Raw genomic sequence first — 12839 nt, 5'->3', positions numbered from 1 at the left:
GGCCCGCACCCGGGTGGTCCACCGGGTGCGGGCCCCTTCGCCCGGGTGTGCACGACGCGGTCAGTCGTCGTCCAGGGCCAGGTGCAGGCCCCAGGCCACCAGGCTGATGATCAGCGAGCCGATCAGCGCGGCCCCGAAGCCGGTCACGTGGAAGTCCAGTTCCAGCTTCCCCGACGCCCACGAGGTCAGCATCAGCATCAGGGCGTTGATCACGAAGGTGATCAGGCCCAGCGTGAGGATGAACAGCGGGAACGAGAACAGCTTGACCACCGGCTTGATCAGCCAGTTGACGAGGCCGAAGACGACCGCGACGCCGAGCACCGTGAGTGCCTTGTGCTGCCAGTCCGCCGTGCCCTGGGCGAGTTGTATGCCGCTGACGATCCAGGCGGCGACCCAGATGGCGGCCGCGTTGATCAGTGTCTTGATGACGAAACCCTTCATGCCGCCCAAGAGTGGCAGGCAACACCGTCCCGGCGGAACCACCACACGGCGGGTTGGTGTTGAATGCCCCTGGTCCCGGAGGTGGACGACGAGGGGAGGACGGCGACGGTGAAGCTGTTCCGGCTGGACGAACTGGACGCCGAGCGGGCGGCCAACGACGGCGCGTACCTGAGGTTCCTGCGCGAACCGCGGATGTCCGCCGGGCTCTACGCGCTCTCCCCCGGTGACACCGACCCGCAGACCGCGCACGAGCAGGACGAGATCTACCAGGTGATCAGCGGCCGGGCCGAGTTGACGGTCGGCGCCGAGACCGCGACGGTCGGGCGCGGCACGGTGGTGTACGTCCCGGCCGGCACCCCGCACCGGTTCCACCACGTCACCGAGGAACTGCGGGTGCTGGTGGTGTTCTCGCCGCCGGAGGACTGAGCCGCTCGCTTAGGGTCGTCCGCATGACCCGCAGCCTCACCGAAGAACTCTGGGCGGCCATCGAGCCGGTCTACGCCGAGATCCTCGCCCACCCCTTCCTCGCCGGCCTCACCGACGGCACCCTGCCGCGCGAGGCCTTCCGCCACTTCGTCGTCCAGGACTCGCACTACCTGCGCGACTACGCCCGCGCCCTCGCCGTCTGCGCCGCCAAGGCACCCGGCGAGGAGGACGTCCGGGCCTTCGCCGACGACGCGGTCGGCGCGCTGGCCGCTGAGCAGGGCATGCACGCCGAGTTCCTGACCGCCTTCGGCGGCACCGCCGAGCAGGCCGCCGCCGAACCGGTGCTGCCCACCACCCGGGCCTACACCAGCTACCTGCTGGCCACCGTCTACGGCGGCTCCTTCGCCGAGGCGGTCGGCGCGGTGCTGCCCTGCTACTGGATCTACGCCCGGGTCGGCGGGGCGCTGCTCGCCCAGGGCTCCCCCGACCCGCTCTACGCCAAGTGGATCGCGACCTACGGCGACGAGGCGTTCCAGTCCGTGGTCCGCCGGGTGCTGGCGCTCACCGACCGGCTGGGCGAGGAGCTCTCCCCGGTCGAGCGCCGCAAGGTGGTCGAGCACTTCGTGACCACCTCGCGCTACGAGTGGATGTTCTGGGACGCCGCCTGGCGCGGTGAGCGCTGGCCCGTCTGACCTGCGGCGCAGCCGTTCCCCCGGCCGTTCGGCGGGGGTCTCCCAGGGGGTCGCCCCGTAGACCCGCAGGGGGTGTTCCCGGGGGTCGGGGTCGGGGTGATCTCGGGGTTCTCTCCGGGCCGTTGGCCCTCGTTCCGGCACTCGGGCCCCCGTACGATCGAAGTATCGAAAGCAAGCGGGATGCGGCACCGGACGGCGGCCGACCCGAGGGGAGAAGAGGTACGGACATGGCTGAGCTCTGGAAGTCGCTGCCCTCGTGGGTGCGCAACATCGTCATCCCGGTGCTGGTCCTGGTGCTGGCCTGGAACGTCGTCGCCTTCGTCTTCGGCGTGGTCGGTGCCCTGCTGAGCATCGTGCTCAAGCTGCTCGTGGTCGTCGGAATCGCGGCCGCCGTGGTGATCCTGGTGAAGAAGGCCGCCAAGAGCTGACGCCCTCCCCGATCGCCGCCCTGAGGCCCGGTCCCCGTCACGGGGAGCCGGGCCTCGGCCGTTCCCGGCCGACGACCGCGCCGGTGACCGCGCGATGACCGTGCGGTGACCGGGCCGTGGACCCGCTCTGGACCTGCGGCAATCGGCTCGCTACCGTGTTGGGCGTCATGTGCAGGCAACACCGCCTGCGACGCGGGAGCTCGGAGCACCGGGCTGAGAGGGCGCTGACCGGGACGTCGACGGACGGACCGACGGCTGCGTCGACCGCAGGAACCTGGACCGGGTAATGCCGGCGTAGGGAGTAGAGGTCAGATGACCACGTTCGACGCACAGCCGCAGTCTGCCCGGAGCGCCCCCAGCAGCGAGCGCACCGGCTACCCGACGCCGGCCTGGAGCAAGGCCTACCGCGAGGGATCCCGCCCCGACCTGCGGGTCCCGTACCGCGAGGTGCGGCTCACCAACGGCAGGTCCGTCCCGCTGTACGACACCTCCGGCCCGTACACCGACCCGGCGTACGAGCCCGACGTGCGGCGTGGCCTGCCCGCGCTGCGCGACCCCTGGATCCGCCAGCGCGGCGACGTCGAGGAGTACGACGGCCGCGAGCCGCGCCCCGAGGACGACGGCATCAAGCACACCGCGCCGCGCGGCGGGAACCTGCGCAACCTGGACGCCGTCTTCCCCGGCCGTCCGCGCCGCCCGCTGCGCGGTCGCGGCGGTACGGCCGTCACCCAACTCGCCTACGCCAAGCGGGGCGTGGTGACGCCGGAGATGGAGTTCGTGGCGCTGCGCGAGGGCCTGGAGCCCGAGTTCGTGCGCGCCGAGGTGGCCCGCGGACGGGCCGTCATCCCGGTGAACGTGAACCACCCGGAGGTGGAGCCGGCCGTCATCGGCACCAACTTCCTGGTGAAGATCAACGCCAACATCGGCAACTCGGCCGTCACCTCCTCGATCGAGGAGGAGGTGGAGAAGATGACCTGGGCCACCCGCTGGGGTGCCGACACCGTCATGGACCTCTCCACCGGCCGCAACATCCACACCACCCGCGAGTGGATCCTGCGCAACTCCCCCGTGCCGATCGGCACCGTGCCGCTCTACCAGGCGCTGGAGAAGGTCGACGGCAAGGCCGAGGAGCTGAGCTGGGAGGTCTACCGGGACACCATCGTCGAGCAGTGCGAGCAGGGCGTCGACTACATGACCGTCCACGCCGGCGTGCTGCTGCGCTACGTCCCGCTCACCGCCCGCCGCAAGACCGGCATCGTCTCGCGCGGCGGGTCGATCATGGCGGCCTGGTGCCTGGCGCACCACCAGGAGAACTTCCTCTACACCAACTTCGAGGAACTCTGCGACATCCTCGCCTCCTACGACGTCACCTTCTCGCTCGGTGACGGCCTGCGCCCCGGCTCGATCGCCGACGCCAACGACGAGGCGCAGTTCGCCGAGCTGCAGACCCTCGGCGAGCTCGGCCGGATCGCCCGCGAACGCGACGTCCAGGTGATGATCGAGGGCCCGGGCCACGTCCCGATGCACAAGATCAAGGAGAACATGGATCTCCAGAAGGAGATCTGCGACGAGGCGCCGTTCTACACCCTCGGCCCGCTGACCACCGACGTCGCCCCCGGCTACGACCACATCACCTCGGGCATCGGCGCCGCGATGATCGCCTGGTGGGGCACCGCGATGCTCTGCTACGTCACGCCCAAGGAGCACCTGGGCCTGCCCAACCGCGACGACGTCAAGACCGGCGTGATCACCTACAAGATCGCCGCCCACGCCGCCGACCTCGCCAAGGGCCACCCCGGCGCCCAGGCGTGGGACGACGCCCTCTCCGACGCCCGCTTCGAGTTCCGCTGGGAGGACCAGTTCAACCTGGCCCTCGACCCGGAGACCGCCCGCGACTTCCACGACGAGACCCTCCCCGCCGAACCCGCCAAGACGGCCCACTTCTGCTCCATGTGCGGCCCGAAGTTCTGCTCGATGAAGATCTCCCAGAAGATCCGCGACGAACACGGCGACGGCGCGACGGCCGTGGCCTCCGGCTACGACGCCGAGGCACTCGCCGGCATGGCCGAGAAGTCGGCCGAGTTCGCGGAGCACGGCAACCGCGTCTACCTGCCGCTGGCGGACTGACGCACCCGACCGTGGCGCCGCCCCGAGAGCCTTCGCCTCCCGGGGCGGCGTTCCGCGGTTTCGCCACCCGCCTGCTGGGGCCCGAGGTGTCGTCTTCGCCGCGCATCGCCGACCTGCTCCGGGAGCCGGACGGGCTTCCCGGAGCGGGGGCGGCGGGGCGGTCGCGGGTCACACGGGCTCGGCGGCGAGCAGGCCGGTGGCGCGGTCCGCGGTGAGCACACCGAGGATGTAGCCGTCCTCGTCGACGACGGGCCAGACCGCCAGGTGCTTGATCTGCATCGCGATCGCGGCCAGGGCCAGGCCCATGGTCGGCCAGGCGAACGGGCCGCGCTGGTGCGAGGTGGAACCGATCGCGGTCAGCTCGCTGTCCGAGGAGCGGGCCAGGAACGGGTGGAGTCCGGTGCGGGTGACCAGCCCCTCGCACCGGCCGTCGTGGTCGCGGACGAGCAGGAACTCGATGTCGGCGCCGCGGAGGACGTCGTTGGCCTGGCCGACGGTGTTGTCGTCGGCTATCTGGTAGTCGCAGGGGTCCATGGCGTCGGCGACCGTGAGGCCGTGGCGGGGCCGTGCCTGCTGCGGGGAGTAGGTGGTCACCGTGCTCACCGTTCCCGTCTCCGACTGCCCGCCGGGGGGCTGCCGGGCTGTCCTTCACCCAGAACGAAGCCGGAACGGGGACCGGAATGCGGGATGCCCTGGATGCCTACGACCCTACTCCGGTGGTGCCCGGGCCGACTCCTGTGGTGCCCGGCCCGGGGAGACCTGCCGCGGAGTACCGTGGGTAGCAACCGAGGACGTTCCGCACACCGGCGTCAGCGTCGACGTCGCCCTGGGTCATGACGGGTCCCTCGTGGACCGGACGGGCGGCTTCGCATGATGCCGATCCCCCTTCCCATTCCCTCCTCCGCCGGACCGTGGACGGTGGCCGGTGCCCCGCTGCTGCCGCGCCTGGAGCTGGAGCCGACGATGTCGCGGGAGGGCGTCTTCGACGGCGCCTGGTGGCCCCGCTCGAACCGGGTTCTCGCCGAACTGCCGGACCTGATCACCGCGCTCGGCGCGCACTTCGGGCGCATCCAGCGGGTCGGCCTCGACACCTCGGCCTGGGACGGTGTGCCCCGGTCCGTCGACGCGAACGGCCTGACGATCAGGATCAACTGGTTCACCGGCAGCGACGCCACGATCAGCGTCACCCGGGGCCTCCAGGACCACTTCCTCCTGCTGGTGGTGCCGCCCGGCACCGACCCGGCGACGGCCGCCTCGGCGATGGCCGGCGCTTCCGTGACCGGGAACCACACCCCCGCGGCGGAACTCCTGCTCGGCTGACCGGCGTTCGTCGTCACGCCCGGCCGGATCCGCGGCGAGGCGCGACGTCGAGGTCCTCGCTTCTGTCCGTCCGTCCGACGGACGGACGGGTGCCGCCCCGATCCACCCCCGTGGGGCCGGGGCGGCACCCGGGCTCAGTGGGCGGCGTCCTGCGGGTACCAGCGGAGTTCGACGGTGTTGCCGTCGGGGTCCTGGACGTAGACCGAGGTGGCGGTGCCGCGGGCACCGTAGCGGGGGACGGGGCCTTCGAGGACGGTGAAGGTGCCGGCGTCGATGACCTCCTGCCAGTCGAGGGGTTCGACGGTGAGGCAGATGTGGTCGACGTTGGACTCCTGCCGGGGGCGGTCGGTCAGGTCGATGATGGTCTCGGGCGTGACGCGGACGGAGGGGAAGGACACCTTGCCGGCGCGCCATTCGTCGACGCGGACCGGCTCCAGGCCCAGCAGGCCGGAGTAGAAGGCCAGGGAGCGCTCGACGTCCGAGACGTTGAGGACGAGGTGGTCGAAGGCTACGACGCGCATGGTGGGTGTCCTTTGGTGTGCGAGGGGGAGGGGCGGGTGGGAGATCAGGCCTGCTGGTAGTGCAGGTGGACCACGCCGGTGCGGAAGGTGGCCGAGTGGGCGAGCCGCAGCGGGATGCGGTCCTGCTCGGTGAAGAGGCGGATGCCGGAGCCCAGGACGACCGGGTGGACGAGCAGGTGGAGGTCGTCGATCAGGCCGGCGCGCAGCAGGGACCGGGTGAGCATGATGCTGCCGGTGACGCTGATGTCGCGGCCCGGCTGCCGCTTGAGTTCGGTCAGTTCGGCGACGAGGTCGCCGTCGAGGACGGTGGAGTTGTTCCACTCGGGCTCGGTGAGCGTGGTGGACACGACCAGCTTGCGGACGGCGTTGAGGGCGTCGGCCATGTCGCCGGTCTGGTGGGGCCAGGTGGCGGCGAAGGTCTCGTAGGTGCGCCGGCCGAGCAGCAGGGTGTCGGCCGCGGCGGCGAGGCCGCCGACGACGGCGCCCATCTCCTCGTTCAGGTAGGGGAAGTGCCAGGTCTCGGGGGCTTCGACGACGCCGTCGAGGGAGATGAAGAGGCCGGCGGTGATCCGGCGCTCGGTGGTGCCGGTCGCGGTGGCGGCGGGGGTTGCGGCGGCGGCGCTGGTCATGGGGTGCTCCGTGCGTGGTGGTGGAGTCGCCGCGGGCCGTTCCACGCGGTCGGTGACGGGTTCTACGATCCTCCGGAGCGGATGCGTCATCAACGCACGATGGACGTACGATCGTTGAGCAGGATTCAACGATCGAGGGGTGGGGCGGATGCTGGAGCGGCTGGAGGTCGAGGTCTTCCTCGCGCTCGTGGAGGAACTGCACTTCGGCCGGACCGCCGAACGCCTGCACCTGACCACCGGGCGGGTGAGCCAGGTGGTGAAGAAGCTGGAGCGCCGGATCGGCGGCCCGCTCTTCGAGCGCACCAGTCGATCGGTCCGACTCACCCCCGTGGGACGGCAGTTGGCTGACGACCTGACGCCGGTGGTGGAGGCGATGGCGGCGGCCCTGCGCCGGGCGGAGGACGCCAGCCGGGGGGTCACCGGGGAGCTGCGGGTGGCCTTCCTCGGGGAGTGGACGGCGCCGGTGCTGCTCAGGGCGGTCGCGCTGTTCGGCGAGCGGCACCCCGACTGCCGGGTCGACGTTCGGGAGGTCCAGCTTTCCAACTCCCGGGCGAGCCTGGTGGACGGCTCGATCGACGTGCTGATCGCCTCCTACCCGTTCGACGGCATGGCCCGCGGTCCGGTGCTGCTGACCGAGCAGCGGGTGCTGGCGGTGGCCGCGGGGCATCCGCTGGCCGCGGAGCGGTCGGTGTCGATCGAGGTGCTGGCCGACCACCCGGTGGTGCAGTACCCGGAGGTCACCTCGGTGACCTTCAAGCGGGACCGCACCCCCGACCACACCCCGGCCGGCCGGCCGGCCGGTGCCCAGGGGACCGTCCGGCAGGACGTTCTCCGAGATGCTCAGCCTGGTCGCGATGGGTCGCGGCGTCCTGCCGGTCGGCGAGCACTCCCGCCGCTACTACCCCCGCCCGGACGTCGCCTACGTGCCGATCCACGACGCGCCCCCGATCGAACGCGGCCCGATCTGGCGGGAGGGCAACTCGACGGCCCGGGTGCTGGCGTTCGTCCGCGCGGCGGCGGACGCCGCCGGGCCGGCGGGCGGCGGGGCGACGGGCGGGGCGCCGCCGTCGTGCGTCGTGGCGACGGGCTGACCGACCGCTGCGGGGCGGGGGACCGCGGGAGGAGTCATGGCAGCAGGAATCATGGCAGCAGGAGTCCCCAGGACAGGGCCCAGGGGACGAACACCGCGGCGGCGAGCAGCAGCGCGCCGAGCCGGGCCCGGTCGAGGACGGGGGCGGTGGCGAGGGCGGTCCGTCGCCGCAGGGCGGTGCCGGCGGCGACGGCGGCCGAGCCGACGGCGGTCAGGGCGAGCAGCTGCACCGCCAGCCAGACCACCGGTCGGCCGAGCAGCACCGGGCCGGGGTACATCGCGGCCGTGACCATCAGGAAGAGCAGGTAGCCGAGCCCGCCCACCAGCCCGGCGGTGCCGGTGACGGCCGCCCAGCGGGCGGCGCGGGGCAGGGCGGTGGAGCGCGGGCGGCGGCGGATCCGGCGGACGGCGCCGGTCAGTGCGTAGCCCGCGAAGCCGGTCAGACAGAGCAGGGTGGCGACGGCCTCGGACCAGGCGGACTCGTACCAGCGCACCGGGGCGAGCGCGTGGCTGTGGGTGGTCTGGTGCGGGGGCGGGTCGGCGGAGGCGGTGGGGAGCGCGGTGGCGAGCCCCCGGACCCAGGCGGCCTCGGCGTCGGCGTAGTCCGGCGGCAGCCGGTCGGGCCGGTCGTACCCGTCGTCGTGGGTGACGTGCAGGTTGTGCCGGACGTCGGGGACCGTCCGCAGCGTGTAGTGGGTGTTGCCGGCGCGGTCGAGGGCCTGCCGGATGATCGTGGCGCTCTCCTCGGGGGCGGCCTCGCGGTCGAGGGTGCCCCATTCGGCGAGGACGGGCTGGTGGACCCGCTCCCAGACCGGTACCGGGTCGTAGTCGGCCTCGGGGAAGATCCCGGCGGCGCCGAGCACGCGGATCGAGGTGTCCGGCAGGGCGGTGCGCAGTGAGCCGGAGATGCCGTCGTGGCGCAGGTAGCCGTCGTACGCCCAGGACTGCTGGCGGCCCGGGGTGAGCCCGGCCGCGCCGACGGTGACCAGGTACGCCACGTCGTCGGAGCGGGTGGCGGCGAGCGAGACCACCCAGGCGCCCTCGGAGAGGCCCCACAGGCCGACCCGGTCGGGTTCGACCTCCGGCCGGGAGCGCAGCAGCCGGAGGGCGGCGAGGGCGTCGTCGGCGAGCTGCCCGTAGTCGCGGTGGGTCATCGAGTAGCCGTCGGTGCGCTTGTCGAAGACCAGGGTGGTGATGCCGCGCCGGGCGTAGGCCTCGGCGGCGGGCCGCAGGTCGCCGAGCGGGCCCGGGCCCGCTCCGGGGATCATGACCAGTCCGGGGCCGCGGGTGCCGGCCGCCGCCGTGGGCGGTGCCAGCACCAGGCCGTGCAGGACGGTGCCGCCGGCGCCGGTGAACTCGACCACGGTGCCGACCGGCTCGGCCGGACCGGGCTCGGCGGCGGCCCGTCCGGCCCCGGGGAGCAGGACGGCCAGGGCTGCCAGGAGCACGGTGATCAGCGGTGTCGTCGGTGCGGTGCGCAGTGGTCCGTGGCGTGCGGTGCGCAGTGGTCCGTGGCGTCCGGTGCTCATCGCGGTCCTCCCCCGTGCCGGTGTTCTCGTCGGGGTCCAGCCTGGCCGGGCACGGGGTGGTCGGGCGATGGTGGCCGCCCCCGCGTCACGGGTGGGGAAAACCCCAGGGGTGGGGCGAACTGACGGGTCGGCAGACGCGGAGTCGGTCCGAGCGGACGGGATGTCCGAGCGGACGGGATGTCCGAGCGGATCAGGGCGACTGCGTGGCTGCGGCCGCGCGTTCGGCCGGCCGCCCTCCCGAGTTGCGGGCGCTGACGGACGGGCGGAAGCGGAAGCCGTAGTACCGGGGTATGACGGCGGATCCGGCTCCGCGGTGTGACGACCGGGCGGGCGGTGGCACGGGAGTGTGGGGCCATCAGCCGCACGAGGGTGAGGAGCCCGAGAATGTCCGCGATCCGCCGTCATGCCGTCACCGCCGCAGGCGCCTTCCTGGCGCTGCCGACCGGGGTGGCGGGGGCGGCACTGGTGCTGGCCGGGCAGCCCCGGCGGGCCGCCCGGTGGCAGGGGCGGGTGTCCGGCGGCTCGGGCTGGACCGGTGGCCGGGTGCTGGGCCGGGTGCTGTTCGGGTTGCCGCTGGACGCGGCGGCGTTCGTCCTGGTGGGGTACGCGCTGTTCAACTCGGTTCGGAACTTCGGCTACCCGGTCTGGTACCTGGACACGGACTACCACCAGGCGTGGGGCGGCCCGACCATGGCCGGCGTCTGGGCGGTGCACGCGGCGGGCTGGGGTCTGTGCCTCTACGTGCTGCTGCGCTGGCCGGTGCGGTGGATCGCGCGCGGCCAGGGAGCGCTGACCGCGAGGCTGCTCGGCGACGGTGCGCGGCGGTCGGGCGGTGCCGCCGCCGGGTTGACGGCGGTTCAGGTGACGTCGTCGGGCCCGGTGAAGGCGGGCGGGGTGTAGCCGGGGCCGGTGAAGTCCGGGGTGGTGAACGCGGCGGGGCGGGTGGTGCGGCCCTCGGGGTCGGTCAGGCCGTCGGGGCCAGGGCTGGTGAAGGAGGGGGAGGTGTAGCCCGGGCTGCTGAAGTCGGGGCTGCTGAAGTCGGGTCCTTCGGCGGGGCCGGGATCCGCGCCGGTGCCGGGCCCGTCGGCTGCCCCTTCACCGCTGCCCCTGCCGCCCCTGCCGGCGTCGGTGCCTCCGGCGCTGCCGGAGTTGCCGGGCACGGGCGGGAGTGCGGCGTGCAGGTAGGGCAGCAGGCCGCGGTCGCGCAGGGCGGCGCGCCATTCGGCGCGGGCGTCGGCGAGTTCGGCGGCGAGCTCGGGGTCGGTGCCGGCCGGGGCCGCGGAGGCGCCGTCGCGTATGGCGGTGAGCAGCAGGCCGACGATGCCGATGGCCATCGCGGCGACCCCGGCGGCGAGTGCGACCCAGCCGGCGGTGACGAGGGAGCGGGCGAGGGCGAGGTCCGGGTCGGCGGCGCGCAGCAGGTAGCCGATCAGCAGCAGGAGGACGGCGGCGGTCCAGGCCAGGATCGGGGTGAGCACGGTGAGGACGGGGAAGAGCCCGGCGCCGCCGTTCGCGGAGCGCAGCTGGGTGAGCAGGCCGGGGGCGGTGGGCTCGGTGCCGGGCGGCGGTGGGGGTGTGGTGCGCAGGCTCTCGCGGAGCCGGGCGTAGTGCGCGTACTCGATGGCGGCCGCGGCGTTGACGCCGTCGGCGTCGCGCAGCGCGCGGATCCGCAGCTGGTCGGTGGTGAGCGCGCCGGGGGCGCGCAGGGCGGTGAGGACGGTGCGGTCGCGCAGGGCTTCGGCGAGGAGGCGCTCGTACTCCGGGCGGTCCTCGGCGAGCAGTGGCGGGGGGTTGTCGGACATGGGGACCCCGTTCGTGCGGACCCCGTTCGTTCCGTCCCGGGGGCGCGGGCGCCCTCGGGGCGCCGGAACGGGTGCGGAGGCGGGCCGCCGGACGGGCGGCCGGGTGTGGTGTGCCTCATGGTAGGGGCGGGGGCGCCCGGGCTGACAGTCGGTTTCCGGAATTTCGCGCCCCGGGCCGCGCGCGTGCGACGGCCCGGGCGCCGGGAACTGCCGTTCGACGGAGGGGCTTGGCCGGGGCGCTAGTTGATGGGCAGTCGGGCGACCAGCAGGCGCCCTTCCATGGTCACGCCGCCGTCCATCGCCACCGCGAGGTCGTCCGCGTACACGTACGGTCCGGGGATGTGCGGGGGCTGGCCGTCGTCCGCGTGCACCGCGCCGGTGAGGTACGGGATCGGGCTGTGCCCGTGCACGATCCGGCGGCCGCCGTAGGTGTCCAGCAGCTCGTGGACGGCCGTCGGCCCGGCGTCGCCGCGGAAGGCGAAGCGCTTGGTGAAGCGGCGGAAGCAGTCCCACCACTCGTCCACGGTGCCGTCGGCGAGCAGTCCGTGCACGGCGTCGTTGACGTCGGGGATGGACTCGCCGTACTCCAGGTACGCGGTGGTGTCGGAGTGCAGCAGCAGGTGGTCGTCCTCCAGCGCGATGGCGGGGAGCCGGGACAGCCAGCTGATGTGGTGCGCTTCCAGGCGGTCCAGGTCGTTCTGCTGGCCGCCGTTGAGCCGCCAGGCGGCCAGGAAGGAGGCGGTGCCGGCGGTGGACTGGACCGGCTCGTCGCCGTACCTGGCGGCGCCGAGGAAGAGCAGTTCGTGATTGCCCATCAGGGCGCGGCAGTAGCCGCCGGCCGCGGCGGCCTCGGCGGCGAGCTGCATGACCAGGTCGATGACGCCGATGCCGTCGGGGCCGCGGTCGGTGAAGTCGCCGAGGAACCAGATCCGGGCGCGGCCGGCGGACCAGTGGCCGTCGGCGTCGATCAGGCCTTGGTGGTGGAGTTCGGCGCGGAGCTCCTCCAGGTAGCCGTGCACGTCGCCGACGACGTAGACCGGGCCGGGCGGCTCGCCGGGGCCGGGTGCCGGGTACGGGTAGGTCGGGGCGGCCGGGTCGGGCAGCGGCGGGCCGAGTTCGATGGTCGGCGGGTCGTCGCGGCCGGCGAGCTGCAGGGCCGGGGAGGGCTGGTCGGGGAGGGTCGGCTCGTAGCCGGCGCGGTCGTCGTAGCCGCTGGTGTCGTCGTAGGCCGCGTGGTCCCGGCCCTCGTAGGTGCCGTGGTCCTGGCCGTCGTAGCCGGGGTGCTCCTGGCCCTCGTAGCCGGGGTGGTCCTGGTGGGCGAACACCGGTGCCTGGTCCTGGGAGTCGCCCGCGCCGTGGCCCTGGGCGTGCACGGTGTGGCCCTGGCCGTCGGTGTGCCAGTGCTGTTCGAGGTAGCGGGCGCCGCCGTAGCCGCTGTACGTCTCGGCGTCGTAGGGGGTGCCCTGGTAGCCCTGGGCGGGCTCGGGTTCGTAATAGGTGCCGTAGGGCAGCACGTCGAGGTCCGGCTGGTGGCGGGGGCCCGAGTGGGGGTGCTCGGGCCCGGGGAAGCGGTCCTCGGGTGTCATTCGCCCATCATAGGAAGACCACTCTCCCGCCGTCGTCACCTGGTGGGCATCCAATCCTCCGGAGCGTCAGCCGGGCGGCCCTTCGTGGTCCGTTTTGTCCTGGCTCGGTGTGGTCTGGTCAGCTCTGGCCGGGCGTCTTTCGTGCTCGCCCGGCTCCGGTCGGTGTCCGACCGGGGTCGGATCGGGGTCGGATCGGGGTCCGGACGCGGCCGGGTGGGGGCCGGTCCGGCGTCCCGTGGGCGTCCCGG

The 12839-nt window shown here is 73.4% G+C and carries 14 protein-coding genes, 1 pseudogene and 1 riboswitch; of the genes and pseudogenes, 8 read left to right on the top strand and 7 right to left on the bottom strand.

Going from position 1 to position 12839, the window contains the following annotated elements; all coding sequences use genetic code 11:
• Positions 1-60 precede the first annotated feature (60 nt).
• The gene (locus tag ACFV04_RS22875; RefSeq protein ID WP_360258743.1) at positions 61-441 is read right to left on the bottom strand and encodes a phage holin family protein; all 381 of its coding nucleotides are present in this window, start codon (positions 439-441) and stop codon (positions 61-63) included.
• A 108-nt stretch (positions 442-549) separates the two neighbouring features.
• Here ACFV04_RS22875 and ACFV04_RS22870 point away from each other — a divergent pair, with 108 nt between their 5' ends.
• The 4 genes from ACFV04_RS22870 (at position 550) to thiC (ending at position 4114) form a co-directional block, all read left to right on the top strand.
• Positions 550-867, top strand: coding sequence for a cupin domain-containing protein (locus ACFV04_RS22870; RefSeq protein WP_360258866.1), 318 nt, complete (start codon positions 550-552; stop codon positions 865-867).
• A gap of 23 nt (positions 868-890) precedes the next feature.
• Positions 891-1559 carry a thiaminase II gene (tenA, locus tag ACFV04_RS22865; RefSeq protein WP_380346672.1) on the top strand — a complete coding sequence of 223 codons (669 nt, stop codon included), beginning with the start codon at positions 891-893 and terminating at the stop codon, positions 1557-1559.
• A 227-nt stretch (positions 1560-1786) separates the two neighbouring features.
• The gene (locus ACFV04_RS22860; RefSeq protein WP_380346671.1) at positions 1787-1987 is read left to right on the top strand and encodes a DUF5326 family protein; all 201 of its coding nucleotides are present in this window, start codon (positions 1787-1789) and stop codon (positions 1985-1987) included.
• A gap of 182 nt (positions 1988-2169) precedes the next feature.
• Positions 2170-2305, top strand: a riboswitch (TPP riboswitch).
• Positions 2300-4114: a phosphomethylpyrimidine synthase ThiC gene (gene thiC / locus ACFV04_RS22855; protein WP_380346670.1), complete on the top strand. Its 1815-nt coding sequence runs from the start codon at positions 2300-2302 to the stop codon at positions 4112-4114. Its footprint overlaps the riboswitch before it by 6 nt.
• Positions 4115-4282: 168 nt before the next feature.
• Here thiC and ACFV04_RS22850 read toward each other — a convergent pair whose 3' ends face one another.
• Positions 4283-4708 carry a CBS domain-containing protein gene (locus ACFV04_RS22850; RefSeq protein ID WP_380348150.1) on the bottom strand — a complete coding sequence of 142 codons (426 nt, stop codon included), beginning with the start codon at positions 4706-4708 and terminating at the stop codon, positions 4283-4285.
• Positions 4709-4984: 276 nt separating this feature from the next.
• On the opposite strand from ACFV04_RS22850, the gene ACFV04_RS22845 reads away from it, so the two are divergent.
• A complete protein-coding gene (locus ACFV04_RS22845) occupies positions 4985-5434 on the top strand; it encodes a DUF5994 family protein (protein WP_380348152.1) in 450 nt (149 codons plus the stop codon).
• Positions 5435-5568: 134 nt separating this feature from the next.
• Here ACFV04_RS22845 and ACFV04_RS22840 read toward each other — a convergent pair whose 3' ends face one another.
• The gene (locus tag ACFV04_RS22840; protein ID WP_380348154.1) at positions 5569-5955 is read right to left on the bottom strand and encodes a VOC family protein; all 387 of its coding nucleotides are present in this window, start codon (positions 5953-5955) and stop codon (positions 5569-5571) included.
• Between the two features lie 44 nt (positions 5956-5999).
• Positions 6000-6584 (bottom strand): dihydrofolate reductase family protein, encoded by a 585-nt coding sequence (locus ACFV04_RS22835; protein WP_380348156.1) that lies wholly within the window; start codon positions 6582-6584, stop codon positions 6000-6002.
• A gap of 148 nt (positions 6585-6732) precedes the next feature.
• Here ACFV04_RS22835 and ACFV04_RS22830 point away from each other — a divergent pair.
• A pseudogene (locus tag ACFV04_RS22830) lies at positions 6733-7269 on the top strand (LysR family transcriptional regulator); the annotation flags it as partial.
• 151 nt (positions 7270-7420) lie between these two features.
• Positions 7421-7675, top strand: coding sequence for a hypothetical protein (locus ACFV04_RS22825; protein ID WP_380531646.1), 255 nt, complete (start codon positions 7421-7423; stop codon positions 7673-7675).
• Positions 7676-7724: 49 nt separating this feature from the next.
• Here ACFV04_RS22825 and ACFV04_RS22820 read toward each other — a convergent pair whose 3' ends face one another.
• Positions 7725-9203, bottom strand: a complete 1479-nt coding sequence (locus ACFV04_RS22820; RefSeq protein ID WP_380531636.1) for an alpha/beta hydrolase family protein — start codon at positions 9201-9203, stop codon at positions 7725-7727.
• Between the two features lie 384 nt (positions 9204-9587).
• Between ACFV04_RS22820 and ACFV04_RS22815 the strand changes: the two genes are divergently transcribed.
• On the top strand, positions 9588-10103 hold the full coding sequence (locus ACFV04_RS22815) for a hypothetical protein (RefSeq protein ID WP_380348162.1): 516 nt from the start codon (positions 9588-9590) through the stop codon (positions 10101-10103).
• On the opposite strand, the gene ACFV04_RS22810 is transcribed toward ACFV04_RS22815, so the two are convergent.
• Entirely contained in the window at positions 10061-11005 is a 945-nt protein-coding gene (locus ACFV04_RS22810) for a hypothetical protein (RefSeq protein ID WP_380531633.1), read from the bottom strand. The genes ACFV04_RS22815 and ACFV04_RS22810 overlap by 43 nt on opposite strands.
• 239 nt (positions 11006-11244) lie before the next feature.
• The gene (locus ACFV04_RS22805) at positions 11245-12591 is read right to left on the bottom strand and encodes a metallophosphoesterase (RefSeq protein ID WP_380348166.1); all 1347 of its coding nucleotides are present in this window, start codon (positions 12589-12591) and stop codon (positions 11245-11247) included.
• Between the last annotated feature and the right edge of the window lie 248 nt (positions 12592-12839).

The organism is Kitasatospora sp. NPDC059599 (assembly GCF_042735125.1).
Lineage (GTDB): Bacteria > Actinomycetota > Actinomycetes > Streptomycetales > Streptomycetaceae > Kitasatospora.
Note: the sequence above shows the minus strand (reverse complement) of the source record. Positions and strands in the feature narration are given on the sequence as shown.

Coding starts and splice junctions, on each gene's coding strand:
- thiC (WP_380346670.1), top strand. CDS start 2,300: ATGACCACGTTCGACGCACAGCCGCAGTCTGCCCGGAGCGCCCCCAGC.
- ACFV04_RS22820 (WP_380531636.1), bottom strand. CDS start 9,203: ATGAGCACCGGACGCCACGGACCACTGCGCACCGCACGCCACGGACCA.
- ACFV04_RS22875 (WP_360258743.1), bottom strand. CDS start 441: ATGAAGGGTTTCGTCATCAAGACACTGATCAACGCGGCCGCCATCTGG.
- ACFV04_RS22845 (WP_380348152.1), top strand. CDS start 4,985: ATGATGCCGATCCCCCTTCCCATTCCCTCCTCCGCCGGACCGTGGACG.
- ACFV04_RS22840 (WP_380348154.1), bottom strand. CDS start 5,955: ATGCGCGTCGTAGCCTTCGACCACCTCGTCCTCAACGTCTCGGACGTC.
- tenA (WP_380346672.1), top strand. CDS start 891: ATGACCCGCAGCCTCACCGAAGAACTCTGGGCGGCCATCGAGCCGGTC.
- ACFV04_RS22835 (WP_380348156.1), bottom strand. CDS start 6,584: ATGACCAGCGCCGCCGCCGCAACCCCCGCCGCCACCGCGACCGGCACC.
- ACFV04_RS22860 (WP_380346671.1), top strand. CDS start 1,787: ATGGCTGAGCTCTGGAAGTCGCTGCCCTCGTGGGTGCGCAACATCGTC.
- ACFV04_RS22810 (WP_380531633.1), bottom strand. CDS start 11,005: ATGTCCGACAACCCCCCGCCACTGCTCGCCGAGGACCGCCCGGAGTAC.
- ACFV04_RS22805 (WP_380348166.1), bottom strand. CDS start 12,591: ATGACACCCGAGGACCGCTTCCCCGGGCCCGAGCACCCCCACTCGGGC.
- ACFV04_RS22815 (WP_380348162.1), top strand. CDS start 9,588: ATGTCCGCGATCCGCCGTCATGCCGTCACCGCCGCAGGCGCCTTCCTG.
- ACFV04_RS22825 (WP_380531646.1), top strand. CDS start 7,421: ATGCTCAGCCTGGTCGCGATGGGTCGCGGCGTCCTGCCGGTCGGCGAG.